The sequence below is a fragment of the Mixta sp. BE291 genome (genome assembly GCF_031457955.1).
In the GTDB taxonomy this organism is placed as follows: Bacteria; Pseudomonadota; Gammaproteobacteria; order Enterobacterales; family Enterobacteriaceae; genus Mixta.
Map to the genome: position 1 here is coordinate 389,664 of NZ_JAVDXN010000005.1, position 24,867 is coordinate 414,530.

The 24,867-nt window shown below is 55.0% G+C and carries 23 protein-coding genes and 2 tRNA genes; 24 read left to right on the plus strand and 1 reads right to left on the minus strand.

Going from position 1 to position 24,867, the window contains the following annotated elements:
* Positions 1-27: 27 nt before the first annotated feature.
* The 4 genes from J2X14_RS14370 to nei are packed head-to-tail and all read left to right on the plus strand — an operon-like array spanning position 28 to position 3,228.
* Positions 28-756 carry a DUF969 domain-containing protein gene (locus J2X14_RS14370; protein ID WP_352411854.1) on the plus strand — a complete coding sequence of 243 codons (729 nt, stop codon included), beginning with the start codon at positions 28-30 and terminating at the stop codon, positions 754-756.
* A complete protein-coding gene (locus tag J2X14_RS14375; protein WP_352411855.1) occupies positions 756-1,772 on the plus strand; it encodes a DUF979 domain-containing protein in 1,017 nt (338 codons plus the stop codon). Before J2X14_RS14370 ends, J2X14_RS14375 begins: the two co-directional genes overlap by 1 nt.
* A 7-nt stretch (positions 1,773-1,779) precedes the next feature.
* Positions 1,780-2,427, plus strand: a complete 648-nt coding sequence (gene pcp, locus J2X14_RS14380; protein ID WP_352411856.1) for a pyroglutamyl-peptidase I — start codon at positions 1,780-1,782, stop codon at positions 2,425-2,427.
* 12 nt (positions 2,428-2,439) lie between these two features.
* Positions 2,440-3,228: an endonuclease VIII gene (nei, locus tag J2X14_RS14385; protein WP_352411857.1), complete on the plus strand. Its 789-nt coding sequence runs from the start codon at positions 2,440-2,442 to the stop codon at positions 3,226-3,228.
* Between the two features lie 216 nt (positions 3,229-3,444).
* Here the strand turns inward: nei and J2X14_RS14390 are convergent, their stop codons facing one another.
* On the minus strand, positions 3,445-4,728 hold the full coding sequence (locus J2X14_RS14390) for a citrate synthase (RefSeq protein WP_352411858.1): 1,284 nt from the start codon (positions 4,726-4,728) through the stop codon (positions 3,445-3,447).
* 574 nt (positions 4,729-5,302) lie between these two features.
* Between J2X14_RS14390 and sdhC the strand changes: the two genes are divergently transcribed.
* From sdhC to J2X14_RS14490, 20 genes are all read left to right on the plus strand, one after another.
* The gene (gene sdhC / locus J2X14_RS14395) at positions 5,303-5,740 is read left to right on the plus strand and encodes a succinate dehydrogenase cytochrome b556 subunit (protein ID WP_352411859.1); all 438 of its coding nucleotides are present in this window, start codon (positions 5,303-5,305) and stop codon (positions 5,738-5,740) included.
* Positions 5,734-6,081 carry a succinate dehydrogenase membrane anchor subunit gene (gene sdhD / locus J2X14_RS14400; protein WP_352411860.1) on the plus strand — a complete coding sequence of 116 codons (348 nt, stop codon included), beginning with the start codon at positions 5,734-5,736 and terminating at the stop codon, positions 6,079-6,081. Before sdhC ends, sdhD begins: the two co-directional genes overlap by 7 nt.
* Before the next feature lie 2 nt (positions 6,082-6,083).
* Positions 6,084-7,850: a succinate dehydrogenase flavoprotein subunit gene (gene sdhA, locus J2X14_RS14405; protein ID WP_352411861.1), complete on the plus strand. Its 1,767-nt coding sequence runs from the start codon at positions 6,084-6,086 to the stop codon at positions 7,848-7,850.
* Positions 7,851-7,866: 16 nt separating this feature from the next.
* On the plus strand, positions 7,867-8,583 hold the full coding sequence (locus J2X14_RS14410) for a succinate dehydrogenase iron-sulfur subunit (protein WP_352411862.1): 717 nt from the start codon (positions 7,867-7,869) through the stop codon (positions 8,581-8,583).
* Between the two features lie 257 nt (positions 8,584-8,840).
* Entirely contained in the window at positions 8,841-11,648 is a 2,808-nt protein-coding gene (gene sucA, locus J2X14_RS14415) for a 2-oxoglutarate dehydrogenase E1 component (protein ID WP_352411863.1), read from the plus strand.
* A 13-nt stretch (positions 11,649-11,661) separates the two neighbouring features.
* Positions 11,662-12,885, plus strand: coding sequence for a 2-oxoglutarate dehydrogenase complex dihydrolipoyllysine-residue succinyltransferase (gene odhB, locus J2X14_RS14420; RefSeq protein ID WP_352411864.1), 1,224 nt, complete (start codon positions 11,662-11,664; stop codon positions 12,883-12,885).
* Between the two features lie 69 nt (positions 12,886-12,954).
* Positions 12,955-14,121: an ADP-forming succinate--CoA ligase subunit beta gene (gene sucC / locus J2X14_RS14425; protein WP_352411865.1), complete on the plus strand. Its 1,167-nt coding sequence runs from the start codon at positions 12,955-12,957 to the stop codon at positions 14,119-14,121.
* On the plus strand, positions 14,121-14,996 hold the full coding sequence (sucD, locus tag J2X14_RS14430; protein ID WP_352411866.1) for a succinate--CoA ligase subunit alpha: 876 nt from the start codon (positions 14,121-14,123) through the stop codon (positions 14,994-14,996). Before sucC ends, sucD begins: the two co-directional genes overlap by 1 nt.
* Positions 14,997-15,702: 706 nt before the next feature.
* Complete coding sequence (gene cydA / locus J2X14_RS14435) at positions 15,703-17,271, plus strand: cytochrome ubiquinol oxidase subunit I (RefSeq protein ID WP_352411867.1); 1,569 nt, start codon at positions 15,703-15,705, stop codon at positions 17,269-17,271.
* Between the two features lie 11 nt (positions 17,272-17,282).
* Complete coding sequence (gene cydB, locus J2X14_RS14440; protein ID WP_352411868.1) at positions 17,283-18,422, plus strand: cytochrome d ubiquinol oxidase subunit II; 1,140 nt, start codon at positions 17,283-17,285, stop codon at positions 18,420-18,422.
* 15 nt (positions 18,423-18,437) lie between these two features.
* The gene (gene cydX / locus J2X14_RS14445; RefSeq protein ID WP_352411869.1) at positions 18,438-18,551 is read left to right on the plus strand and encodes a cytochrome bd-I oxidase subunit CydX; all 114 of its coding nucleotides are present in this window, start codon (positions 18,438-18,440) and stop codon (positions 18,549-18,551) included.
* 273 nt (positions 18,552-18,824) lie between these two features.
* Positions 18,825-19,229 (plus strand): tol-pal system-associated acyl-CoA thioesterase, encoded by a 405-nt coding sequence (ybgC, locus tag J2X14_RS14450; RefSeq protein ID WP_352411870.1) that lies wholly within the window; start codon positions 18,825-18,827, stop codon positions 19,227-19,229.
* Complete coding sequence (gene tolQ / locus J2X14_RS14455; protein WP_352411871.1) at positions 19,226-19,912, plus strand: Tol-Pal system protein TolQ; 687 nt, start codon at positions 19,226-19,228, stop codon at positions 19,910-19,912. The genes ybgC and tolQ overlap by 4 nt, the downstream gene beginning before the upstream one ends.
* Positions 19,913-19,925: 13 nt before the next feature.
* Entirely contained in the window at positions 19,926-20,354 is a 429-nt protein-coding gene (gene tolR / locus J2X14_RS14460) for a colicin uptake protein TolR (protein WP_352411872.1), read from the plus strand.
* Positions 20,355-20,385: 31 nt separating this feature from the next.
* Positions 20,386-21,735, plus strand: a complete 1,350-nt coding sequence (gene tolA / locus J2X14_RS14465; RefSeq protein ID WP_352411873.1) for a cell envelope integrity protein TolA — start codon at positions 20,386-20,388, stop codon at positions 21,733-21,735.
* A 123-nt stretch (positions 21,736-21,858) separates the two neighbouring features.
* Entirely contained in the window at positions 21,859-23,154 is a 1,296-nt protein-coding gene (tolB, locus tag J2X14_RS14470; protein WP_352411874.1) for a Tol-Pal system beta propeller repeat protein TolB, read from the plus strand.
* A gap of 44 nt (positions 23,155-23,198) precedes the next feature.
* Positions 23,199-23,726 (plus strand): peptidoglycan-associated lipoprotein Pal, encoded by a 528-nt coding sequence (pal, locus tag J2X14_RS14475; protein ID WP_085067572.1) that lies wholly within the window; start codon positions 23,199-23,201, stop codon positions 23,724-23,726.
* Between the two features lie 9 nt (positions 23,727-23,735).
* The gene (cpoB, locus tag J2X14_RS14480; RefSeq protein WP_352411875.1) at positions 23,736-24,527 is read left to right on the plus strand and encodes a cell division protein CpoB; all 792 of its coding nucleotides are present in this window, start codon (positions 23,736-23,738) and stop codon (positions 24,525-24,527) included.
* A gap of 164 nt (positions 24,528-24,691) precedes the next feature.
* A tRNA-Lys gene (locus J2X14_RS14485) sits at positions 24,692-24,767 on the plus strand.
* A 22-nt stretch (positions 24,768-24,789) separates the two neighbouring features.
* Positions 24,790-24,865, plus strand: a tRNA-Lys gene (locus J2X14_RS14490).
* Positions 24,866-24,867 lie beyond the last annotated feature (2 nt).

Sequence of the window (24,867 nt, forward strand, 5' to 3'; positions counted from 1 at the left end):
CGCGTCGGGTTTTTATCAGGAGAAATTATGCAACCTTTGGTGAATCTGTGGCCCTTATTAGGGATCGCAGCCATTATTGTCGGTTTTTTACTGCGCTTTAACCCGGTGCTGGTGGTGATCATCGCCGGTTTGATCACCGGTATCGCCGCCCATATGCCGCTGGCGGATATTCTGGAGAAGCTCGGATCCGGATTTCTCAACACCCGCAATCTGCCGTTTATTTTGCTGTTGCCGCTGGCGGTGATCGGTTTGCTGGAGCGACACGGCTTAAAAGAACGCGCTCAGGCGTGGATCGCCACGATTAAAACCGCCACCACCGGCCGCCTGTTGATTATCTATCTGTTGGTGCGTGAAGCCACGGCGGCGCTGGGGCTGACCAGCCTCGGCGGCCACCCGCAAATGGTGCGGCCGCTGCTGGCCCCGATGGCGGAAGGCGCAACGGAAAACCGTTACGGCGATCTGCCCGCCGACGTGCGCTATCGCCTGCGCGCCATGTCCGCCGCGACGGATAACGTTGGGCTGTTTTTCGGTGAGGATATTTTTGTTGCCTTTGGCGCCATCATCTTCATGCATAACTTTATGCTCGAATCAGGCGGCATCCAGACCGAGCCGTTGCATATTGCGCTGTGGGGCATCCCGACGGCGATTAGCGCCTTTATTATCCACTCGCTGCGCTTGCGTCGGCTGGATAAAAAGCTGGCGGCAGAGCTGAGCGCGCTGAATCATGCCGCGTTACAGCAGAAAGGAGGCCGCTAATGTTTCAGCAACAGTATCTGTTCTGGCTCGCCGGTGCGATTCTGCTGGTCGTGGCGCTGATGTCATGGCGCGATAAGGATAATCCACGCCGGATCACCACCGGGTTGTTTTGGGGGCTGTACGGCCTGATATTTTTTGTCGGCGACTGGGCTTATCAGCTGGCGGAGCAGCTGAGCGGCTCCGGAGAGCAGGGCGCACGCAGCCTGCATATTCTTATCGGCGCGCTGGTGGTAGCGATGGCGCTGATCGCCGGTTTCGGCGGAGTGAAGCTGGGGCGCTATCATCAGCGTAGCGAAGAGGAGCGTCAGCAGAGCGCTCGCCGTTTAGGCAATCGCCTGTTTTTACCGGCGCTGGCGATTCCGCTGGTAACGGTCGCAGGTGTGCTGGCGTTTAATCATATTCCCGGCCTGCAACAGGGCATGTTTGGCGCAGGCAACCACGCTACGCTGGTGACGCTGTTTTCGATGTCGGTCGGCTGTCTGGTGGGCTGGCTGGTGGCGCTAAAAATCAGCCGCGAGCGTCCGGCGCAGTCGTTTCAGGAGACGCGCCGCCTGCTGGATTCCATCGGCTGGGCGTTTATTTTACCGCAGATCCTCGCCACGCTGGGCTTGCTGTTTACCACTGCCGGCGTCGGTAGTGCGATTGCGCACCTCACCGAGCAATATCTGGCAGTGGATAATCGCTTTGTTGCCGTGACGGTGTTTGTGCTCGGCATGGCGCTACTGACCATGATCATGGGCAACGCCTTTGCGGCTTTTCCGATTGTTACCGCAGGCATCGGCATTCCGGTGCTGGTGCTACAGCACGGCGGCAATCCGGCGGTGATGGCGGCAATCGGCATGTTCTCCGGCTATTGCGGCACCTTGATGACGCCAATGGCGGCGAATTTCAATATCGTTCCCGCCGCGCTGCTGGAACTGCCGGACCGCAATGCGGTCATTAAGGCGCAGACGCCTACCGGCGTGCTACTGTTAATTGTGAATATATTTTTGCTCTATTTCCTGATGTTCCTGTGAGGCGCTAATGAGAACAGTATTGATTACAGCGTTTGAGCCTTTCGGCGGTGAACAGATTAATCCTTCATGGGAAGCGGTGCGTCAGCTTCACGAACGCATGCTGTGCGGCTTTCAGGTGGTGGCGAAAGAGCTGCCCTGCGCCTTTGGCGATGCGCTCACCACGCTGTATGCCGAGATGGAGGCGCTCCAGCCGGAGCTGATCATTGCGGTAGGGCAGGCCGGTGGACGAGCCGATATCAGCGTTGAGCGCGTTGGCATTAACATTAACGATGCGCGCATTCCCGATAACAACGGCAATCAGCCCATTGATGAGCCGATTATCCCCGGCGGCCCGGCGGCCTATTTTTCGACCTTGCCGATTAAGGCGATTGTCGAAGGAATACGCGAAGCCAATATTCCTGCCTCGGTGTCGCAAACGGCGGGCACCTATGTCTGTAACCATGTGATGTATGGGCTGCTGCATCGTCTTGCCCAGCAGGACAACAAGGTGCGCGGCGGATTTATTCATATTCCTTATTTGCCGCAGCAGGCGATTCATCATCCCGGTGCGCCTAGCATGGCGGCACAAACCGTCATTCTGGCGCTGGAGATGGCGATTACCATTGCGCTACGTACTGAACAGGATCTGCGCCTGGTTGGCGGCGCAACGCACTAACAGGATATTGCTATGCCAGAAGGACCAGAGATCCGCCGGGCGGCGGATCGGCTGGAAGAAGCCATTGCAGGCAAGCCTCTGACCGAGGTCTGGTTTGCCTTTCCGCAGCTTAAAACGTATGAAAATGCGTTGATGGGGGAAACGGTTACCGCGATTGAAACGCGTGGCAAAGCATTGCTGACGCATTTTTCCAACGGCTTAACGCTCTACAGTCATAACCAGCTGTATGGCGTCTGGCGGGTGGTCAAAACCGGCAGCATTCCTGAAACGCAGCGGATATTGCGGGTGCGGCTCGGCTGCCCCGATCACACTATTTTGCTCTACAGCGCGTCTGATATTGAGATGCACAACAGCGATACGCTGGCGGCGCATCCGTTTTTACAGCGTATCGGGCCGGACGTGCTGGATATGACGCTGAGTGAAGAGGCGGTGCGCGAGCGCCTGCTTTCACCGCGTTTTCGTCGTCGCCAGTTCAGCGGTCTGCTGCTCGATCAGGCTTTTCTGGCGGGCCTGGGCAACTATTTACGCGTGGAAATTCTGTGGGACGCGGCGCTGGCGCCGCAGCATCGGGCGCAGGATTTAACCGAAACGCAGCTACAGCGTTTGGTGCATGCGTTGCTGGCGATTCCGCGGCATTCTTACCGCATGCGCGGCACGATGAAAAGTGCGCATCATGGCGCAGCCTTTAGTTTTAAAGTGTTTCATCGGGCGGGTAAACGCTGCGAACGCTGTGGCGGAACAATTGAAAAAACCACGCTGTCGTCGCGGCCCTTCTACTGGTGCCCTGGCTGTCAGCTTTAAGCGGCGTATCAGCCAATAAAAAAGGGCCCGCAGGCCCTTTAAACACCGATGCTGAGGCGGGGGAGACAAGGACCGAAGAGCAAAGCGTCCCGCGCCAGGGAAGGCGCGGGCCGAGCTGGCAGGGATGCCGTCTTTTGCGTCTTTGCGAACGGGCCTTGTCTCCCGCGCAGGCACCATAAAAAAAGGGCCCGCAGGCCCTTTTTTCTACGCTAAAACTTACTTCGGCAGATTAGATTCAAACTCACGCTGCTCATAACCGGTATAGAGCTGACGCGGACGTGCAATCTTCATGCCTTCGTCGTGCATCTCTTTCCAGTGCGCGATCCAGCCAACGGTACGCGCCATGGCAAAAATCACGGTGAACATGGAAGAAGGAATACCCATCGCTTTCAGAATAATGCCAGAGTAGAAATCGACGTTCGGATAGAGTTTGCGCTCAATAAAGTACGGGTCGTTCAGCGCAATATGCTCCAGCTCCATCGCCACTTCCAGCAGATCATCCTTCATGCCCAGCTCATTCAGCACTTCATGACAGGTATCGCGCATCACCGTTGCACGCGGATCGTAATTTTTATACACACGATGACCAAAGCCCATCAGGCGGAAAGAGTCATTCTTATCTTTCGCGCGACGGACGAATTCCGGGATATGTTCCTTGTGGCTAATCTCTTCCAGCATACGCAAACAGGCTTCGTTCGCGCCGCCGTGCGCCGGTCCCCACAGCGAGGCGATGCCCGCCGCGATACAGGCGAACGGGTTAGCGCCCGACGAACCCGCGGTACGCACCGTTGAGGTTGACGCGTTCTGCTCATGATCCGCGTGCAGGATCAGAATACGATCCATGGCGCGCTCCAGCACCGGATTCACCTTATACTCTTCACACGGCGTGGCGAACATCATATGCAGGAAGTTACCGGCATAGGAGAGGTCATTGCGCGGATAGACGAACGGCTGGCCGATCGAATATTTGTAGCACATCGCCGCCACGGTCGGCATTTTAGAGAGCAGACGGAACGCCGCGATTTCGCGGTGACGCTCAATGTTAACATCCAGTGAATCGTGATAGAACGCCGCCAGTGCGCCGGTCACGCCGCACATCACCGCCATCGGGTGCGAGTCGCGGCGGAAACCGTGGAACAGACGGGTAATCTGCTCATGAATCATGGTGTGACGCGTCACCGTGGTACGGAACTCGTCAAACTGTTCCTGAGTGGGCGTTTCACCATTCAGCAGGATATAACAGACTTCCAGGTAATTTGAGTGCGTGGCGAGTTGATCGATCGGAAAACCACGGTGAAGCAGAATGCCTTCATCACCATCAATATAGGTAATTTTGGATTCGCAGGACGCAGTAGAGGTAAAACCAGGGTCAAACGTAAACAACCCCTTTGAGCCAAGGCTTCGGACATCGACAACATCCTGGCCCAACGTACCTTGTAGCACGTCCAGCTCAACAGGAGCCTCACCATTCAGGGTGAGCGTCACTTTTTTATCAGCCATTTACAGTCTCCTTAGCGCCATATTTGTAGGATCTTTGACAGCGAAGTTACCATCATGCTGCGAATTGCGTGAAGTAATTGCAGACTATCGACTCTGTGACATGTATTGCTTGCAGGGTACAGAGTGACGGGCGCGGTCGGAACGTGTCCGGCAGCCACGATGCTAATGCGTTCTGTGGTTGTTAAAGATCCGTGCTGGTCATTATAAATTTTAACTAATAACCTGATGCGTTTAGCAATTTATTTCATCACTGTTACATAACTTGCGTTTAAGGGTAAAGTGTATCCCCATAACTTTTACGCATCATAGGACTTTCGTGCGTTAGTTTGTAACTGAATTGTTGAAGTTTTGTCAAATCAGATAATTAAATTTGTTTAAAATATGAAAACCGTGAGGTCGATCACTGTTCCACTTAAATGTCGCTAAAGCGTTTGTAGATCAATTGTAATGAGAATGTGATCGTCCTATACTGCCGCCAGGTCTCCGGAATACCCTGACACCAGGAGCCACCCAGCGTTTTACCGCTTCAATTAACACTGGATGTTGCTGTTATGGTGCCGGTGCACAAGTCTCGATGGCTTTCCACCTTCAGGCCCGGAGGAAGCAAAATAAGAAAAGCTGTGTGGGCAAAACCGTGAAAAAACAAAGACCTGTCAACTTGGATCTCACTACGATCCGGTTTCCCGTTACTGCAATATCGTCCATTCTCCACCGCGTTTCCGGCGTCATTAGTTTTGTGGCCGTCGGTATTCTGCTCTGGCTACTGGGACTCTCGCTCTCCTCACCTGAAGGCTTCCTGCAGGCATCTGCCGTGATGAACAGCTTTTTTGCTAAGTTCATTATGTGGGGCATCCTCACCGCGCTGGCCTGGCATACTGTTGGCGGTATCCGTCATATGTTAATGGATTTTGGTTATCTGGCAGAAACGCAGCGGGTGGGTAACAGCTCTGCGCATATCTGTTTTGGTATCACTATCGTGCTTTCAATTCTGGCTGGAGTCCTCGTATGGTAAGCAATGCTACTGCACTGGGTCGCAATGGCGTGCAGGACTGGCTGCTGCTGCGCGCTACTGCAATCCTGATCACGCTTTACACCTTATATATTCTCGGTTTCATCATTGTGTCAGATACGCTGACGTATGATATCTGGCGCGCCTTCTTCGCCTCTTCCTTTACCAAGGTCTTCACGCTGCTGACGCTGTTTTCTACCGTGATTCACGGCTGGATCGGCATGTGGCAGGTCCTGACAGACTACGTTAAACCTCTGGCGTGGCGTCTGCTGTTACAGCTGGCTATCGTTGTTGCGCTGTTGGTTTATGCAATTTATGGAACTGTTGTGGTGTGGGGTGCGTGAGAATGAATTTGCCAGTCAGAGAGTTTGATGCCGTAGTTATCGGGGCAGGCGGCGCAGGTATGCGTGCGGCCCTACAAATTTCACAGTCGGGCCAGAGCTGCGCCCTGCTGTCTAAAGTTTTCCCGACCCGTTCCCATACTGTTTCCGCGCAGGGCGGTATCACCGTCGCGCTGGGGAATACCCATGAGGACAACTGGGAATGGCACATGTACGACACCGTCAAAGGCTCCGATTATATCGGTGACCAGGACGCGATCGAATATATGTGTAAAACCGGCCCGGAAGCGATTCTGGAGCTGGAACATATGGGCCTGCCGTTTTCCCGTCTGGAAGATGGTCGCATTTATCAACGTCCGTTCGGCGGCCAGTCGCGTAACTTCGGCGGCGAGCAGGCGGCACGTACCGCAGCGGCGGCTGACCGTACCGGCCATGCGCTGTTGCACACGCTCTATCAGCAGAACCTGAAAAACAAAACCACCATCTTCTCCGAATGGTATGCGCTGGATCTGGTGAAAAACCAGGATGGCGCGGTGGTGGGCTGTACTGCGCTGAGCATTGAAACCGGCGAAGTGGTCTATTTCAAAGCGAAGGCCACGGTGCTGGCCACCGGCGGCGCGGGCCGTATCTATCAGTCCACCACCAATGCCCATATCAATACCGGCGACGGCGTCGGCATGGCGCTGCGCGCAGGCGTGCCGGTGCAGGATATGGAGATGTGGCAATTCCACCCAACCGGCATCGCCGGTGCAGGCGTGCTGGTAACCGAAGGCTGTCGTGGCGAAGGCGGTTACCTGCTGAATAAACATGGCGAACGCTTTATGGAGCGTTACGCGCCGAACGCCAAAGATCTGGCGGGCCGTGACGTGGTCGCGCGCTCCATGATGATTGAGATTCGTGAAGGCCGCGGCTGCGAAGGTCCGTGGGGCCCGCACATTAAGCTGAAGCTGGATCATCTGGGTAAAGAGGTGCTGGAGTCCCGTCTGCCGGGCATCCTGGAACTTTCGCGCACCTTTGCTCACGTTGACCCGGTAAAAGAGCCGATTCCGGTGATCCCAACCTGCCACTATATGATGGGCGGCATTCCGACCAAAGTAAGCGGCCAGGCGTTGACCCTGAATGAAAAAGGGGAAGATGTCGTGGTGCCGGGCCTGTTCGCCGTTGGTGAAATCGCCTGCGTATCGGTACATGGCGCTAACCGCCTGGGCGGCAACTCGCTGCTGGACCTGGTGGTGTTTGGCCGTGCGGCAGGTCTGCATCTGCTGGAGTCAATCCAGGAGCAGGGGCCGCTGCGCGATGCCACGCCGGAAGATATCGATGCCGCGATGGCGCGCTATCATCGCTGGGACAACAACACCACGGGTGAAGATCCGGTTGAAATCCGTAAGGCGCTGCAAAGCTGCATGCAAAATAACTTCTCGGTGTTCCGTGAAGGCGATGCGATGGCGAAAGGGCTGGAAGATCTGAAACAGATCCGTGAGCGCCTGAAGCTGGCGCGTCTTGACGATCGTTCCAGCGATTTCAACACCCAGCGTATCGAATGTCTGGAGCTGGATAACCTGATGGAAACCGCTTTTGCTACGGCCGTAGCAGCGAATTACCGCACGGAGAGCCGCGGCGCCCATAGCCGTTTTGACTACCCGGAACGTGACGATGAGAACTGGCTGTGCCATTCGCTCTATCTGCCGCATACCGAAAGCATGACGCGCCGTGAGGTGAACATGCAGCCGAAACTGCGCGCCGCTTTCCCGCCGAAAGTGCGTACCTACTAATTGCGGAGAAGAGACGATGAGACTCGAATTTTCCATTTATCGTTATAACCCGGACGTGGATGACGCGCCGCGCATGCAGGATTACAGCCTGGAAGCGGAAGACGGTCGCGACATGATGCTGCTGGACGCCCTGATTAAACTGAAAGAACAAGACCCGACGCTGGCGTTTCGTCGTTCCTGCCGTGAGGGCGTTTGCGGCTCTGACGGCCTGAATATGAACGGTCGTAACGGTCTGGCCTGCATCACGCCGGTTTCGGCGCTAGGCAACGGCAAGAAGAAGATCGTTATCCGTCCGCTGCCTGGTCTGCCGGTGGTGCGCGACTTAGTCGTGGACATGGGTCAGTTCTACAAGCAGTATGAGAAGATTAAGCCTTACTTGTTGAATAATGGCACAAATCCTCCGGCACGCGAGCATTTGCAATCTCCGGAAGATCGTGCGCATCTGGATGGCCTGTACGAATGTATCCTGTGCGCCTGCTGCTCAACGTCATGTCCGTCGTTCTGGTGGAACCCGGACAAGTTCGTCGGACCGGCGGGGCTGCTGGCCTCCTATCGCTTCCTGATCGACAGCCGCGATACGGAAACCAACGCGCGTCTGGACGATTTGAGCGATGCTTTCAGCGTATTCCGCTGCCACAGCATTATGAACTGTGTCAGCGTGTGTCCAAAAGGGCTGAACCCGACCAAGGCTATCGGCCATATTAAGTCGATGCTATTGCAGCGTAACGCATAACAGTAACCCCATCCGGGAACCCAGGTTCCCGGATGTTTTACGGAGACCCTGGTAAGGTCTGTCACGATGCGGTGAAAAATCTTACCAAGGTTCCCTTACGGGCCAGGGCATCGATTGCCCAACACGCTCGTATCGCTGAACTGGAATCTGGCTGTGGCGAGCGCTTTACAAGCAGGTGCGCGACACAGCGTTGGGCAAGCCGGTAACCCGGCAACAATGAAACCTCGAAAAAAGCATGTAATGCTTAAGGGATCACAATGCAGAACAGCGCAATGAAGCCCTGGCTTGACTCTTCCTGGCTGGCCGGCGCGAACCAATCTTACATAGAGCAGCTCTATGAGGATTTTCTCACCGATCCTGACTCTGTTGATGCTGTATGGCGCGACATGTTCCAACAGCTTCCCGGCACCGGGCTCAGGCCTGAGCAGTTCCACTCCTCGACGCGCGACTATTTCCGTCGTCTGGCAAAAGATACCTCGCGTTACGCCGCGTCCGTTGGCGATCCCGATGCGAATGCCAAACAGGTAAAAGTCCTGCAGCTGATCAACGCCTATCGCTTCCGTGGTCATCAGCATGCGAATCTCGATCCGCTTGGCCTGTGGCAGCAGGAGCACGTATCTGACCTCGATCCGGCGTTCCACGGCTTAAGCGAAGAAGATTATCAGGAAACCTTCAATGTCGGTTCCTTTGCTATCGGCAAAGACCGCATGCCGTTAGGCGAACTGATTAACGCGCTGAAGCAAACCTACTGCGGCCCGATCGGCGCGGAATATATGCACATCACTAATACCGATGAAAAACGCTGGCTGCAACAGCGTCTCGAATCGGTAGTGGGGCACGCCGCATTTTCCACGGAAGAGAAAAAAGGCTTCCTGAAAGAGCTGACCGCCGCAGAAGGGCTGGAGCGTTACCTGGGTGCTAAATTCCCTGGCGCGAAACGCTTCTCGCTGGAGGGCGGCGACGCGCTGGTGCCGATGCTGCGTGAGATGATTCGTCACGCGGGCAAAAGCGGCACGCGCGAAGTGGTGCTGGGTATGGCGCACCGCGGTCGTCTTAACGTACTGATTAACGTCCTCGGCAAAAAACCGCAGGATCTGTTTGACGAGTTCGCAGGCAAACACAAAGAGCACCTTGGCACCGGCGACGTGAAATACCATATGGGCTTCTCGTCCGATGTGGAAACCGAAGGCGGCATGGTTCACCTGGCGCTGGCGTTTAACCCGTCGCACCTGGAAATCGTGAGTCCGGTGGTAATGGGTTCGGTGCGCGCGCGTCTGGATCGTCTGGATGAGCCGGTCAGCAATAAAGTGCTGCCGATTACCATTCATGGCGATGCGGCGGTGATCGGTCAGGGCGTGGTTCAGGAAACCCTGAACATGTCGCAGGCGCGCGGTTATGAAGTGGGCGGTACGGTGCGTATCGTGATTAACAACCAGATCGGTTTCACCACTTCAAACCCGAAAGATGCCCGTTCAACGCAATATTGTACCGACATCGGCAAAATGGTGCAGTCGCCTATTTTCCACGTCAATGCGGATGATCCGGAAGCGGTGGCGTTTGTCACCCGCCTGGCGCTTGATTTCCGTAATACCTTTAAGCGTGACGTCTTTATCGATTTGGTTTGCTATCGCCGCCACGGCCATAACGAAGCGGATGAGCCAAGCGCAACCCAGCCGGTGATGTACCAGAAAATCAAAAAGCATCCGACGCCGCGTAAAATTTACGCCGATCGTCTGGAAGCGGAGCAGGCGATTAATCTGGAAGACGCCACGGAAATGGTTAATCTTTATCGTGACGCGCTGGATGCGGGCGAATGCGTGGTGCCGGAATGGCGTCCAATGAGCCTGCACTCTTTCACCTGGTCGCCTTATCTCAACCATGAGTGGGATGAAAGCTACCCGGCAAGCGTGGAGTTCAAACGTCTGCAGGAACTGGCGAAACGCATCAGTCAGGTGCCGGAGTCGGTAGAGGTGCAGTCGCGCGTGGCGAAAATTTACAACGACCGCGCCGAAATGGCGGCGGGCAATAAGCTGTTTGACTGGGGCGCGGCGGAAAACCTCGCTTACGCTACGCTGGTCGATGAAGGCATTCCGGTGCGTATTTCCGGCGAAGATTCCGGGCGCGGCACCTTCTTCCATCGCCATGCGGTAGTACATAACCAGGCGAACGGCTCGACCTGGACGCCGCTGCAGCATATCCATAACGGCCAGGGCCAGTTCAGAGTCTGGGACTCGGTGCTGTCGGAAGAAGCGGTGCTGGCGTTTGAATATGGTTACGCCACCGCAGAGCCGCGTACCCTGACCATCTGGGAAGCGCAGTTTGGCGACTTTGCCAACGGCGCGCAGGTGGTGATCGATCAGTTCATCAGCTCCGGCGAACAGAAATGGGGCCGGATGTGCGGTCTGGTTATGCTGCTGCCGCACGGCTATGAAGGGCAGGGACCGGAGCACTCCTCGGCGCGTCTGGAGCGTTACCTCCAGCTGTGCGCAGAGCAGAACATGCAGGTTTGCGTGCCATCGACCCCGGCGCAGGTTTATCACATGCTGCGCCGCCAGGCGCTGCGCGGTATGCGTCGTCCGTTGGTGGTGATGTCGCCGAAATCGCTGCTGCGTCATCCACTGGCGGTTTCCTCGCTGGATGAGCTGGCGAACGGCAGCTTCCAGCCAGCGATTGGCGAAGTCGATGACCTCGATCCGCAAGCCGTAAAACGCGTGGTGCTGTGCGCCGGTAAGGTCTATTACGATCTGCTGGAGCAGCGCCGCAAAAATGAACAAAACGATGTCGCTATCGTACGTGTAGAGCAGCTTTATCCTTTCCCGCACAAAGCGGTACAGGAAGCGTTGCAGCCTTACGCGCATGTGCATGATTTCGTTTGGTGTCAGGAGGAGCCGCTGAACCAGGGTGCCTGGTATTGCAGCCAGCATCACTTCCGCGAAGTGGTTCCTTTTGGTGCTTCTTTACGTTATGCCGGACGTCCGGCTTCCGCTTCACCTGCTGTAGGTTACATGTCTGTACACCTGAAACAGCAGCAAGACCTGGTTAATGACGCGCTGAACGTTGATTAAATAAGGAAAGATAATGAGTAGCGTAGATATTCTCGTTCCCGACCTGCCTGAATCTGTTGCTGATGCCACCGTAGCAACATGGCATAAGAAACCGGGCGATGCGGTAAGCCGCGATGAAGTACTGGTAGAAATCGAGACCGATAAAGTCGTGCTGGAAGTGCCTGCTTCCGCCGACGGCGTGCTGGAAGCCGTGCTGGAAGATGAGGGCGCAACCGTGACCTCTCGTCAGATTCTGGGACGCCTGAAAGAAGGCAACAGTGGCGGCAAAGAGACCGCTGCTAAAGCCGAAAGCAAAGAATCGACCCCGGCGCAGCGCCAGTCCGCTTCGCTGGAAGAAGAGAGCAACGATGCGCTCAGCCCGGCGATTCGTCGCCTGATCGCTGAGCATAGCCTGGACGCCGCGGCCATCAAAGGCACCGGCGTGGGCGGACGCCTCACGCGTGAAGATGTGGAAAAACATCTGAAGCAGCAGCCTGCACCGGCCGCCGCGAAAGCGGAGTCGAAGCCGCAGGCCGCCGCGCCGCAGCCGCTGGCCGGTCGCAGCGAGAAGCGCGTACCGATGACGCGTCTGCGTAAGCGCGTTGCCGAGCGTCTGCTGGAAGCCAAAAACAGCACCGCAATGCTGACGACCTTCAACGAAGTCAACATGAAGCCGATCATGGATCTGCGTAAGCAGTACGGCGATGCCTTCGAGAAGCGTCATGGCGTGCGCCTGGGCTTTATGTCCTTCTATATCAAAGCGGTAGTGGAAGCGCTGAAACGCTTCCCGGAAGTGAACGCCTCCATCGACGGTGATGATGTGGTGTATCACAACTACTTTGACGTCAGCATCGCCGTTTCCACGCCGCGTGGCCTGGTGACGCCGGTTCTGCGCGATGTCGATACGCTGAGCATGGCGGATATCGAGAAGAAAATTAAAGAGCTGGCGGTAAAAGGCCGTGACGGCAAGCTGACGGTAGAAGAGCTGACCGGCGGTAACTTTACCATCACCAACGGCGGCGTCTTCGGTTCGCTGATGTCCACGCCGATCATCAACCCGCCGCAGAGCGCCATCCTTGGCATGCACGCCATCAAAGATCGCCCGATGGCGGTTAATGGTCAGGTTGTGGTGCTGCCAATGATGTATCTGGCGCTCTCTTACGATCACCGCCTGATTGATGGCCGCGAATCCGTGGGTTATCTGGTGGCAGTGAAAGAGATGCTGGAAGATCCGGCGCGCCTGCTGCTGGACGTTTAATGTTGCCGGGCGCGGTGATGGCCGCGCCCAACCTTATTAATCTTTTCAGACCTGAATGGATAGAACATCATGAACTTACACGAGTACCAGGCGAAACAGCTGTTTGCACGGTATGGCTTACCGGCACCGACCGGTTACGCCTGCACTACGCCACGTGAAGCGGAAGAAGCGGCCTCTAAAATTGGCGCAGGTCCGTGGGTAGTAAAATGTCAGGTTCATGCCGGTGGCCGTGGTAAAGCGGGCGGTGTGAAGGTAGTTAACAGCAAAGAAGAGATTCGTACCTTTGCTGAAAACTGGCTGGGTAAACGTCTGGTCACTTACCAAACGGATGCGGAAGGCCAGCCGGTTAACCAGATTCTGGTTGAAGCCGCGACCGATATTGATCAGGAACTCTACCTGGGCGCCGTGGTTGACCGCAGCTCGCGTCGCGTGGTGTTTATGGCTTCCACCGAAGGCGGCGTTGAGATTGAAAAAGTCGCGGAAGAGACGCCGGAACTGATTCACAAAATGGCGCTGGATCCGCTGACCGGCCCGCAGCCTTATCAGGGTCGCGAGCTGGCGTTTAAACTCGGCCTGAGCGGCAAACAGGTTAATCAGTTCACCAAAATTTTCATGGGCCTGGCGACGCTGTTCCTGGAACGTGACCTGGCGCTGGTTGAGATCAACCCGCTGGTTATCACCAAACAGGGCGACCTGATTTGCCTGGACGGCAAACTGGGCGCAGACGGCAACGCTATGTTCCGTCAGCCGGAGCTGCGTGAAATGCGCGATCCGAGCCAGGAAGATCCGCGCGAAGCGCACGCGACCCAATGGGAGCTCAACTACGTTGCGCTGGAAGGCAATATCGGCTGTATGGTCAACGGCGCGGGTCTGGCGATGGGCACCATGGACATCGTGAAACACCACGGCGGCCAGCCTGCTAACTTCCTTGACGTTGGCGGCGGCGCAACCAAAGAGCGCGTAACCGAAGCCTTTAAGATCATCCTGTCTGACGACGCGGTAAAAGCGGTATTCGTTAACATTTTCGGCGGCATCGTACGCTGCGACCTGATTGCTGATGGCATCATCGGCGCGGTAGCGGAAGTGGGCGTCAACGTACCGGTAGTGGTGCGTCTTGAAGGGAACAACGCTGAGCTGGGCGCACAGAAACTGGCGGACAGCGGTCTGAACATTATTGCAGCAACCAGCCTGACCGACGCGGCCCAACGCGTTGTTGCTGCAGCGGAGGGTAAATAATGTCCATTTTGATCGACAAAAACACCAAAGTGATCTGCCAGGGCTTTACCGGCGGTCAGGGTACATTCCACTCTGAACAGGCGCTGGCCTACGGTACGCAGCTGGTTGGCGGCGTAACCCCAGGTAAAGGCGGCACCACGCATCTGGGCCTGCCGGTATTTAATACCGTGCGCGAGGCGGTGGAAGCCACTGGCGCAACCGCATCCGTTATCTATGTTCCGGCACCTTTCTGTAAAGACGGCATCCTGGAAGCGATCGATGCCGGTATCAAACTGATTATCACCATTACCGAAGGTATCCCGACGCTGGATATGCTGACGGTGAAAGTGAAGCTGGATGAAGCGGGCGTGCGCATGATCGGCCCGAACTGTCCGGGCGTTATCACGCCGGGCGCATGTAAAATTGGCATCATGCCGGGCCACATTCATCAGCCGGGCCGCATCGGTATCGTTTCACGTTCCGGTACGCTGACCTATGAAGCCGTTAAGCAGACCACCGATATCGGCTACGGTCAGTCCACCTGCGTGGGTATCGGCGGCGACCCGATTCCGGGCTCCAACTTTATCGACATCCTGCAAATGTTCCAGGATGACCCGCAGACGGAAGCGATCGTGATGATCGGTGAAATCGGCGGCAGCGCGGAAGAAGAGGCGGCGGCCTTTATTAAAGAACACGTGACCAAACCGGTTGTGGGCTACATTGCTGGTGTTACCGCGCCGAAAGGCAAGCGTATGGGTCACGCGGGCGCCATTATTGCTGGTGGTAAAGGCACGGCGGATGAGAAATTCGCTGCGCTGGAAGCGGCTGGCGTAAAAACCGTTCGTAGCCTGGCAGACATTGGCGACGCAGTAAAAGCAGTACTCCCTCTAAAATAATCTGTGTCAGATTATTCGACATATTGGCCACCTTCGGGTGGCCTTTTTTATGGCTGCTATTTTCTCGCTGCGCGCATGTGTTAAAAATAAAATAACTACAGGTTTATTAATTGTGAAATTTCCGGCAATAAAAACGCGGCTTCCTTTTTATCACTGGAATTGCCCGGAAAATACAGAGTTGCTTAGAGGAAAGAAAACGTTATTTATAAAGTATTATTTAGCTTGTTTTTAAATAAGGCATTACCGATTTCGATTATTTAAAACACGCTTTTAACATATTTATTACTTGTTTGGTAAACACTGATGATTATATTTAACGTTATTGATAATTTTAGGCTAAGCCTTTGATGTTAAATTTATAATTAGCGATGCCTTTCCTTTTTGATTTTATTGCGCCAGGTCATATCAGACCTGAGTAACACGTTCAGGTTAAATCTGCGTCCAGATCAAAAAATATTGGAAGGATCACGATAATTTCGCTTTACCGTACCGTTTGTAGGGGTATGATATTGCCGTCTCACTGATGGTGAGTTTATCTACTCTCTTTCGTTTGCTGCCTGCGGGCATGATTTTTCCTGTCTGTTAAACAGCAAAATAAAAATAGCGTTTTATTTTAAACAGCAAGCAGCATGGCGCTATTTGCCTGCTTTTTTTGGCAAGTCAGCCGCATGTTTTAACTGCTTTTAGAAAAGAGCAAGGGGTTAAGATGTTTGATATCGTCGAACTGTCACGTTTACAGTTTGCCCTGACTGCGATGTACCACTTCCTCTTCGTCCCGTTAACGCTGGGTATGGCGTTTCTGCTGGCGATCATGGAAACCGTTTATGTCCTGTCGGGTAAACAAATCTATAAAGATATGACCAAATTCTGGGGCAAGTTGTTTGGCATCAACTTTGCGCTGGGCGTGGCAACGGGCCTGACTATGGAGTTCCAGTTCGGGACCAACTGGTCATACTATTCCCACTACGTCGGCGATATTTTCGGTGCCCCGCTGGCGATTGAAGGTTTGATGGCCTTCTTCCTTGAATCTACTTTTGTTGGCCTGTTCTTCTTTGGCTGGGATCGGCTGAGCAAAGTGCAGCACATGGCGGTGACCTGGCTGGTGGCGTTGGGCTCTAACTTCTCCGCGCTCTGGATCCTGGTCGCTAATGGCTGGATGCAGAACCCTATTGCCTCAGAGTTTAACTTTGAAACCATGCGTATGGAGATGGTGAGCTTCTCCGAGCTGGTGCTGAACCCGGTGGCGCAGGTGAAATTTGTGCATACCGTGGCCGCAGGCTATACCACCGGCGCGATGTTTATTCTTGGCATCAGCGCTTATTACTTGCTGCGCGGGCGCGACCTGGCCTTCGCTAAACGCTCTTTTGCTATCGCAGCCAGCTTCGGCATGGCGGCGATACTGTCGGTGATCGTGCTGGGCGATGAATCGGGCTATGAAATGGGCGATGTGCAGAAAACCAAGCTGGCGGCGATTGAAGCCGAATGGGAAACGCAGCCTGCACCGGCCGCCTTTACCTTGTTTGGCCTGCCCGATCAGCTGACGCAAGAAAACAGCTACGCCATTCAAATTCCTTATCTGCTGGGCCTGATTGCGACACGTTCAGTGGACCAACCGGTCACCGGCCTGAAAGATCTGCTGGTGCAGCATGAAGTACGCATCCGCAACGGCATGAAAGCCTATCATCTGCTGGAAGAGCTGCAGGCGGGCAATAGCGATCCGGCGGTGCGCGAAGCGTTTAACGGTCACAAGCAGGATCTGGGTTACGGTCTGCTGCTGAAACGCTATACGCCGAATGTGACGGACGCAACGGAAGCGCAGATCAAGCTGGCAACGCAGGATTCAATCCCGCGCGTGGCGCCGCTCTATTTCTCTTTCCGCATTATGGTGCTGAGCGGCATGCTGATGCTCGCCATTATCGGTCTCTCGTTCTGGAGCGTTATCCGTAACCGCATCGGGAAACGCCGCTGGCTGCTGAAGGCCGCGCTGTATGGCATCCCATTGCCGTGGATTGCCATTGAATCAGGTTGGTTCGTTGCCGAGTATGGCCGTCAGCCGTGGGCGATTGGCGAAGTGCTGCCCACCGCCGTGGCAAACTCTACCTTGACCGTCGGCGATCTGCTGTTCTCCATGGGACTGATTTGCGGCCTCTATACGCTCTTCCTGGTGGTGGAAATGTATCTGATGTTCAAGTTTGCCCGCCTGGGGCCCAGCAGCCTGAAAACCGGACGCTACCACTATGAGCAGTCCACTATCGCTTCGCAGCCGGTACAGTAAAGGAGTCCGCCATGTTGGATTATGAAGTTGTACGTTTTATCTGGTGGCTGCTGATCGGTGTTCTGCTGATCGGTTTTGCGGTCACCGATGGCTTTGATATGGGCGTGGGTATGCTGTCGCGCATACTTGGGCGCACCGATACCGATCGCCGTATTATGATCAACAGCATTGCCCCGCACTGGGATGGCAATCAGGTCTGGCTGATTACCGCCGGTGGCGCGCTGTTTGCCGCCTGGCCGATGGTGTATGCCGCTGCCTTCTCCGGCTTTTATGTTGCGATGGTTTTAGTGCTGGCCTCGCTGTTTTTCCGACCGGTGGGGTTTGACTATCGTTCGAAAATTGAAGATATGCGCTGGCGCACGCTGTGGGACTGGGGCATCTTTATCGGCAGCTTTGTTCCGCCGCTGGTGATTGGCGTGGCGTTTGGCAACCTGTTGCAGGGCGTGCCTTTCCATACCGATGCCGATCTGCGTCTCTACTATACCGGGAATTTTTTCCAGCTGCTGAATCCGTTTGGCCTGCTGGCTGGTGTCGTCAGCCTGACGATGATTCTGACGCAGGGCGCAACGTATCTACAGATGCGCACCGTCGGCGAGCTGCATTTACGCGCCCGCGCCACGGCGCAAATCTGCGCGCTGATTATGCTGGTTGCCTTTGCGCTGGCAGGCGTTTGGGTGGTTTACGGCATTGATGGCTATGTGGTGACCAGCGCGCTGGATCATGCGGCGCCCTCCAATCCGTTAAATAAAGACGTTGCGCGTGAAGCGGGAGCCTGGCTGATTAATTTCAACCAGTATCCGCTGCTGTGGCTGATTCCGGCGCTGGGCGTGGCTTTACCGCTGTTTACCGTTATCACTTCACGCCTCGGAAAGAGCGGGTGGGCGTTTCTGTTCTCTTCGCTGACGCTGGCCTGCGTTATTTTAACCGCGGGCGTGGCGATGTTTCCGTTCATCATGCCGTCCAGCACCCAGCCTGATATGAGCCTGACCGTATGGGACGCGACGTCAAGCCTTATGACGCTGAAGCTGATGCTGTTTGTCGCCATGTTTTTTGTGCCGCTGATCCTGATTTATACCAGCTGGTGTTACTACAAAATGTTCGGACGCATCACCAAAGAACAGATTGAAACCCACTCCCATTCACTCTATTAACGGAGGCGTTAAACCATGTGGTATTTTGCCTGGATTCTTGGAACGCTGCTGGCCTGCGCTTTCGGAATTATTACCGCGCTGGCGCTGGAACATGTAGAGGACAGCGCGCAGCAACAGGATAAATCCTGACGCGCGAGCGGCTAACCGCACAAGTCATTATCAACAAGCGCCCGCTATGGGCGCTTTTTTGCTCCTGCCTTTGCTGCGGGCGGGCCAGAAGCGTAATGCAAACCTGTGTCAGCAAATGTCCGTTTAGGACCGTTTTTTTTCAATCATTATCCGATTGTTTTTGTCAATTGTTTCCATTCGATAATTATTTTCTCCGCGCTCTGGCGACCCATTCCAAAGCCGTTTGCACTTGCGTATAGTAGCAACGTTTAAAAAGCATTACCGGGATGTAAAGTGAGTACAACGCTGTTTCGATGGCCGGTGCGGGTCTATTACGAAGATACCGATGCCGGTGGGGTGGTTTACCACGCCAGCTATATCGCTTTTTATGAACGAGCGCGTACGGAGATGCTGCGTCAGCGTCATTTCCATCAGCAATCGCTGCTTGAACAGCAGATTGCTTTTGTCGTACGTCGAATCACGGTTGATTACATTGCCGCCGCGCGACTGGATGAGTTGCTTGAAGTGCAGAGCGAGGTGACGTCAATGACCCGTGCAACCATGACGTTTACGCAGCGTATCGTTAATGCAGAAGGCAAATTGCTCAATGAAGCAGAAGTCCTTATCGCCTGCATCAACCCACACCTAATGAAGCCAATAGCGCTTCCCAAGTCTATTGTCGCGGAGTTCAAGCAGTGACTGACATGAATGTTCTTGATTTGTTCCTGAAGGCCAGCCTTCTGGTTAAACTTATCATGTTGATTTTGATCGGGTTTTCCATTGCGTCCTGGGCGATTATTATCCAGCGCACCCGCATTCTCAACGCGGCGGGACGCGAAGCGGAAGCATTTGAAGATAAATTTTGGTCGGGCATCGATTTGTCCCGCCTCTATCAGGAAAGCCAGGCGCGTCGCGATGAGCTGAGCGGCTCAGAACAGATCTTCTACGCCGGTTTTAAAGAGTTCGCGCGTTTGCATCGCGCCAACAGCCATGCGCCGGAAGCGGTGCTGGAAGGCGCCAGCCGCGCTATGCGCATCTCCATGAACCGCGAACTGGAGAGCCTGGAAAACAACATTCCTTTCCTTGGCACCGTGGGTTCGATTAGTCCTTATATCGGGCTGTTCGGCACCGTGTGGGGGATTATGCACGCCTTTATCGCGCTGGGCGCGGTGAAGCAGGCAACGCTGCAGATGGTAGCGCCAGGGATTGCCGAAGCGCTGATCGCCACCGCGATCGGTCTGTTTGCCGCTATTCCTGCCGTAATGGCGTATAACCGCCTGAACCAGCGCGTCAACAAGCTGGAGCAGGGTTATGACAACTTTATGGAAGAGTTCACCGCCATCCTGCACCGTCAGGCATTCTCCAGCGAGAATAAAAAGTAAGCAGAGGTGACGTATGGCCAGAAAGCGTGGTCGCGGTCGTCGCGATCTGAAATCTGAAATTAACATCGTTCCGCTGCTGGACGTGCTGCTGGTGCTGCTGCTGATCTTTATGGCGACGGCGCCGATTATCACCCAGAGCGTTGAGGTCGATCTCCCGGACGCCACCGATTCTAAAACGGTAGCCAGTGACGATAATCCACCGGTCATCGTGGAAGTTTCCGGCGTTGGGCAATACAGCCTGGTGGTCGATCACGATCGTATGGAGCAGTTGCCTTCTGAGCAGGTGGTAGCGGAAGCGCAGCGTCGACTGGAAGCGAATCCGAAAACGGTGTTTCTGATTGGCGGCGCAAAAGATGTGCCCTATGACGAGATCATCAAAGCGCTGAACCTGCTGCATCAGGCGGGTGTGAAATCAGTCGGTTTGATGACGCAGCCAATTTAATTATTCCGTAACCGTTTTTTGGGAACCGAGCGTGTCGAAGGCATCCGAACAAAACGATAAGTTAAAACGCGCGATAATCATTTCAGTGATATTGCATATCGTTCTGATTGCATTACTGATTTGGAGTTCGTTTAACGAGAACCCCGAAGCCAGCAGTGGCGGCGGTGGCGGTAGCGATATTGATGCCGTTATGGTCGACCCGGGCGCGGTGGTTGAACAATATAATCGCCAGCAAAATCAGCAGAGCGACAGCCAGCGAGCCGAGCAGCAGCGTGAGAAGCAGGCGCAGCAGCAGGCTGAAGAGCTGCAACAGAAACGCGCTGCCGAGCAGCAGCGGTTAAAAGAGCTGGAAAAAGAGCGGCTTCAGGCGCAGGCAGAGGCGAAAAAGCAGGCGCAGGAGCAGGCTGAACAGCAGCGTGAAGCGCAAGAAGCGACCAAACGCGCCGAAGAACAGCAAAAAGCTGCTGAGGCCGCTGCGGCAAAAGCCAAAGCAGAAGCGGCAGAACAGGCTAAGGCCGCTGAAGCGAAAGCGGCCGAGCAGGCAAAAGCGGCCGCCGCAAAAGCCAAAGCAGAAGCTGCGGAACAGGCTAAAGCAGCCGCCGCTGCCGCAGCGAAGCAAAAAGCGGAAGAGCAGGCGAAAGCTGCCGCTGCTGAAGCGAAAGCCAAAGCGGCTGCGGAGGCCAAAGCACAGGCCGCCACCGAAGCGAAAGCCAAAGCGGCAGCGGATGCTAAAGCGCAGGCCGCCGCCGAAGCGAAAGCCAAAGCGGCGGCAGATGCCAAAGCGCAGGCCGCCGCCGAAGCGAAAGCCAAAGCGGCGGCAGATGCCAAAGCGCAGGCCGCCGCTGAAGCGAAAGCCAAAGCGGCAGCGGAAGCCAAAGAAAAAGCCGCTGCTGAGGCAAAAGCCAAAGCGGATGCCAAAGCCAAAGCGGCAGCAGAAGCAAAAGCGAAAGCCGCCGCGGATGCGAAGAAAAAAGCCGCGGCGGAAGCGGCCAGCGACAGCAGCGCGGTGGACGATCTCCTCGGCGGCCTGACCTCCGGTAAGAATGCACCAAAAACCGGCCAGGCGGGCGGCGGTGCGGCAGGGAAGGGCACGCAGAAAAAATCGGGCGCGTCCGGCGCGGCGATTGATAGTTACCTGGGACAGGTAAAAGGCGCGATAGAGAGTAAATTCTACGATGCCGATACATTTAAGGGACGTACCTGTGACGTTCGTATTAAGCTGGCGCCCGATGGTTTGTTGATTTCGGCCACGGCGGGGAGCGGCGACGCGGCGTTGTGTCAGGCGGCCATTAACGCTGCGCGTATGGCGCGAATGCCAAAACCACCCAGCCAGGATATCTGGCAGGCGGTTAAAGACGCAACGCTGGAATTCAAGCCGTAAGAATGCAGTAACAAATGGCAGGTTGAACTATGGTTAGCTTGCCGTACTCTGTATGGTTTAGTTAACCGTCGTCAGGAACAGTGCGAATTATCGTGGACATGGCGTTCAGATAAGGGAGAGAAAATGAAGCAGGCACTACGTGTAACCCTAAGCTTTTTTCTGCTTCTGTGGGCAGCAATGCTGCATGCAGAAGTACGCATCGAAATCACCCAGGGGGTGAATACGGCGCGTCCGATTGGTGTTGTCCCGTTTAAATGGGATGGCCCGGGCGCGGCGCCGGAAGATATTGGCGGCATTATTGCAGCGGACTTACGCAACAGCGGTAAATTTAATCCGCTGGATCGTTCTCGTCTGCCACAGCAGCCAACCAGCGCGGCGGAAGTACAGCCTGCGGCCTGGACAGCGCTGGGTATTGACGCCGTTGTGGTCGGTCAGATCCAGCCGGGTGCCGATGGCAGCTATACCGTCTCTTATCAGCTGGTAGATACCTCTGGCTCGCCGGGCACCGTGCTGGCGCAAAACCAATACAAAGTGACCAAACAGTGGCTGCGTTACGCCGCACATACCGCCAGCGACGAATCATTTGAAAAGCTGACCGGTATTAAAGGCGCGTTCCGTACCCGCATCGCCTATGTGGTGCAAACTAACGGCGGTCAGTTCCCGTATGAATTGCGCGTTGCGGATTACGATGGCTACAACCAGTTTGTGGTTCACCGCTCACCGCAGCCGCTGATGTCACCGGCCTGGTCACCGGACGGCAGCAAACTGGCCTACGTGACCTTTGAAAGCGGTAAATCTGCGCTGGTGATCCAGACGCTGGCTAACGGTGCGATCCGTCAGGTCGCCTCTTTCCCGCGTCACAACGGTGCCCCTGCGTTCTCACCGGATGGATCTAAGCTGGCCTTTGCGCTCTCGAAAACCGGCAGCCTTAACCTCTATGTGATGGATCTGGGCTCAGGTCAGATGCGCCAGATTACCGACGGTCGCTTTAACAGCACCGAACCGACCTGGTACCCGGATAGCCAGAGCCTGGCCTATACCTCTGACCAGGCAGGACGTCCGCAAATTTATAAAGTTAACGTCAACGGCGGCGCACCGCAGCGTATTACCTGGGAAGGTTCACAAAACCAGGACGCTGATGTTGCCACTGACGGCAAATCTATGGTGATGATCAGCACCAACGGCGGCGCTCAACACGTCGCCAGACAAGATCTGGAAACGGGAGCCGTGCAACAATTAACGGACACGTTCCTGGATGAGACGCCAAGTCTCGCACCTAACGGCACGATGGTAATCTATAGCTCTACTCAGGGGATGGGTTCCGTGTTGCAGTTGGTTTCGACAGATGGGCGTTTCAAAGCGCGTCTTCCGGCGACTGATGGACAGGTCAAATTCCCTGCCTGGTCTCCGTATCTGTGATGCATGTGTAAATATGTATGGCAAACTTATAACAGGATTTAGAAATGCAACTGAACAAAGTGCTGAAGGGTTTAATGCTGGCTCTGCCGGTAATTGCTGTAGCTGCATGTAGCTCGCACAAAAACAACGACAACGACCAGACCAACGGTATGGGCGGCGCTGATGGTGCATACGGTAGCGGCAATGGCATGAACGGCGGCAACATGTCTTCTGACGAGCAGGCGCGTCTGCAGATGCAGCAGCTGCAGCAGAACAACATTGTTTACTTCGATCTGGACAAATATGACATCCGTTCTGACTTCGCTCAGATGCTGGATGCGCACGCGACTTTCCTACGTAACAACCCGTCCTACAAAGTGACCGTTGAAGGTCATGCGGATGAGCGCGGTACGCCGGAATACAACATTGCACTGGGCGAGCGTCGTGCTAACGCAGTGAAAATGTACCTGCAGGGTAAAGGCGTTTCTGCCGATCAGATCTCTATCGTTTCTTACGGTAAAGAGAAGCCTGCGGTTCTTGGTCATGACGAAGCGGCTTACTCCAAAAACCGTCGTGCCGTCCTGGTATACTAAGAGAGTCACATGATTAGTAGCTTCAGACTTCACATGTTGAGTCTGTCGTTACTGATTGGCGTAGCGGCCCCCTGGGCCGCTAATGCCCAGGCAGCAATCAGTAACGTCGGCTCCGGCTCGGTAGAAGACCGCGTCACCTCTCTTGAGCGCATTTCCAATGCACAGGCTCAGCTTCTTCAACAGCTCCAACAGCAGCTTAACGCGACGCAAAGCGATATTGATTCGCTGCGCGGTCAGATTCAGGAAAACAGTTATCAGCTGAATCAGGTTGTTGAGCGGCAAAAACAGATTTATCAGCAAATTGACAGCCTGAGCAGCGGCGCGGCGGCGGCGAGCAATGGCGCGTCTGACGCTGGCGGCGATAGCGCAGCGGCACCATCAACCGCGGCGAATGCGGGCGCGGCAGCGGCAGCGCCGGTGCAAAGCGGCGATGCGAATACCGATTACAACAGCGCCGTGGCGCTGGTACTGGAAAAAAAGCAGTACGATCAGGCTATTGCTGCGTTCCAGGCCTTTGTAAAAAAATATCCTGATTCAACCTATCAGCCGAATGCGAATTACTGGCTGGGGCAGCTGAATTACAACAAGGGCAAGAAGGATGATGCGGCCTATTATTTTGCCACCGTGGTGAAAAAATATCCGAAATCGCCAAAAAGCTCGGAAGCGTTGTATAAGGTGGGCGTGATCATGCAGGACAAAGGTGATAACGCAAAAGCGAAAGCGGTTTATCAGCAGGTGATTAAACAGTACCCGAACACCGAAGCGGCGAAACAGGCGCAAAAACGCGCGGCAAGCCTTTAAGCGCGTAATATTGACCAGATTTCGCCTGATTTCTGGTCTTAACGCATGAAAGGTAAGCAGTTGAACCCGCGAGGGGAAAATAGTGGTTGCGCTGGAAAGGTAAATCAGTAATATATGCCGCCGTTGACGAGGCATAAGCGATTAGGCTTCGGACGGCAAAAAGTGGGTCGTTAGCTCAGTTGGTAGAGCAGTTGACTTTTAATCAATTGGTCGCAGGTTCGAATCCTGCACGACCCACCACTTAAAGCAGTAACCGCATTGCGGGTCGTTAGCTCAGTTGGTAGAGCAGTTGACTTTTAATCAATTGGTCGCAGGTTCGAATCCTGCACGACCCACCAAG